This window comes from Streptomyces sp. NRRL S-495, from assembly GCF_000966955.1.
GTDB classification, from domain to species: Bacteria; Actinomycetota; Actinomycetes; order Streptomycetales; family Streptomycetaceae; genus Kitasatospora; species Kitasatospora purpeofusca.
On record NZ_JZWY01000826.1, the window covers coordinates 1 to 1,783 of the forward strand.

The following is a 1,783-nucleotide window of genomic DNA, read 5'->3' on the forward strand; positions in this document are numbered from 1 at the left end:
GTGCCGAACCTGATGGCGGCGGTTCCCGGAGAGGGTGTGCCGTCGTTGGCGGTGGACCTGCGTCTCGGCTGCGACCTCGTGCTGCCCACGGAGGTGGCGCGGGAGGCCGAGCGGGCCGCCGCCGCGCTGGCCCGCTCCAGCCCGTACCCGCAGGGCCCGCCCGCCTGGCGGGACTACCACGCCCGTTTTCTGGAGCGGTACGGCCCCGGCGCCCATGTGCCGCTCCTGGACCTGGTCAACCCCGACACCGGCCTCGGCTTTCCGGCCGGATACCGCGGCTCCGCCCTGACCGTCGCGCCGCCGGCCGTGCGGGAGCGCGATGCCGTTCTCCTGGAGCTGGCCCAACTGGCGGCGCTCGACGGGCTGACCACCGTGGACGTCGACGACGTGCTCGACCACCTCGCCCCCGCAGCGGTCGAGCAGACGCCCGCCCATCTGGAGCTGTGCTTCCAGCTCCACAGCGAAGCCCCGGCCCTGCTGGACGGCGGGCTGTTCACCCTCGTGGTCACCGGTGTCGCCAACGGCGCCGGAACGACCACCGGCCGCTTCCTGCACCTGCTGGACGACACCGCCCGAGACCGTCTCGCCGGTGCGTTGCGCCGCGCCCCGGCACTGACCGCCGGAGCCGTCCGCACTCAGCTCTCCAGCCCGCCGCTGCGCGTGCGGACAGAGAACGTCGCCCGGACTCCCGCCGTGCTGCGCGAGAGCATCACGATCGGTGAACACGGCCACGGGACGATCCTGCTGGAGGACCTGACCGTCACTGCCGACGCCCGGCACCTGTGGCTGTTCTCCCGCAGCACCGGTCGTCCGGTCGAACCCGCGATCCTCAACGCGGTGCAGCTCAGCGACTTCACCCACCCGCTGGCCCGCTTCCTGGCCGAGCTTCCCCGGGCTCGGGCGGCGGTCCTCGCACCGTTCGCCTGGGGTCCGGCCGCCTCCGAGCTGCCGTTCCTGCCCGCCATCCGGTACGGGCGCAGCATCCTCGCCCCCGCACGCTGGCACCTGGACGCCGCCGACCTGCCGCCGGCCACCGATCCCTGGAGCGGATGGGACAGCGGCCTCGCCGCGATCCGGGAGCGCCGACGGATCCCCGCCACCGTCGATCTGGGCGAGGGCGACCGGCGCCTTCGGCTCGACCTCACCGAGCGCCACCACCGGCAGCTCCTGCGCGCCCACCTCGACCAGCACGGCCGAGCCACTCTGCGGGAGGCCCCCGGACTCTGCGCGCTGGGATGGATCGCAGGTCGCGCGCACGAACTCACCCTCCCCCTCGTCGCCACCCAACAGCCCGCTCGCCCCCCGGAGGTCCGGCGTCCCACCGGACCCGCTCCCGGCCGCTCACTGGGGACCGCCGGCACGGGCTGGGCGTACGCCAAGGTCTACGCCCAACCGGACCGGCACGCCGACCTGCTGGCCCGCCTGCCCGAACTGATGGGTGTCCTCGGCCCGCTGCCGCTCTGGTTCATCCGCTACCAGGACCCGGAACCCCATCTGCGACTGCGCGTCCGTCACGAGGACGGAGCGTTCGCCGACACCGCCCGCCACGTCGCCGCCTGGGCCGAGGGCCTGGTCGACGCCGGCCTCGCCTGCGGCCGGGTGCAGTGGGACACCTATCGGCCCGAGACCGGCCGCTACGGCGGCGGCCCGCTGATGCGCCTCGCCGAGTGGGTGTTCGTCGCCGACTCCGCCGCTGCCCTCGCTCAGCTCCGACACACCGGACCCGGCCGAGTTCCGGCGCCCGCGCTCACCGCGGCCAGCATGACCGACATCGCCGCCGGCC

1 protein-coding gene is annotated in these 1,783 nt (G+C 74.7%); it reads left to right on the forward strand.

Going from position 1 to position 1,783, the window contains the following annotated elements:
- Nucleotides 1-51 precede the first annotated feature (51 nt).
- Nucleotides 52-1,783, forward strand: a 1,732-nt coding sequence (locus tag VR45_RS34295) for a lantibiotic dehydratase (RefSeq protein WP_199926055.1), incomplete at its 3' end; no start/stop codon positions are given.